1 protein-coding gene is annotated in these 368 nt (G+C 60.3%); it reads right to left on the bottom strand.

What is annotated here, in order from left to right; translation table 11 throughout:
• A partial coding sequence (locus RCF13_RS05915; RefSeq protein WP_308140953.1) for an AraC family ligand binding domain-containing protein occupies nucleotides 1–368 on the bottom strand: 368 nt, incomplete at both ends.

Raw genomic sequence — 368 nt, 5'->3', positions numbered from 1 at the left:
GAGCAACGCGGCAATCAACCGGTCTTCCCGTCCCCCCAGCGGATATAACTCAGGAAAACCGGCCGCCCGCAGCAGCAATTCGCGCAGCAGTGGCGATACCGAAATCGTGCAACAGTCTTTGGGAAGATCCGGTGTGGCGTCCGGCTCGACAAACAGGCAATAGCATTCCGTTTCACCGGCCCCGCGCGCCGCATGGGGTAAATCTCCCGGTATCCAGATGGCGCACTGTGGCGGCACGATCCAGACGCCGTCTTCAATTTCGCAGTTGAGGATGCCTCGCACGGAGTAGATCAGTTGCGCCTTGCGATGCTGGTGCCTCGCGTTCTCCCAGTCCTTTCTCACCGATGTGGCACTCAAGGCGACAACGG

Origin of the sequence: Stenotrophomonas maltophilia group sp. RNC7 (assembly GCF_030910085.1) — a bacterium.
Lineage (GTDB): Bacteria > Pseudomonadota > Gammaproteobacteria > Xanthomonadales > Xanthomonadaceae > Stenotrophomonas > Stenotrophomonas sepilia.
This window is presented reverse-complemented; position numbering and strand designations above follow the sequence as displayed.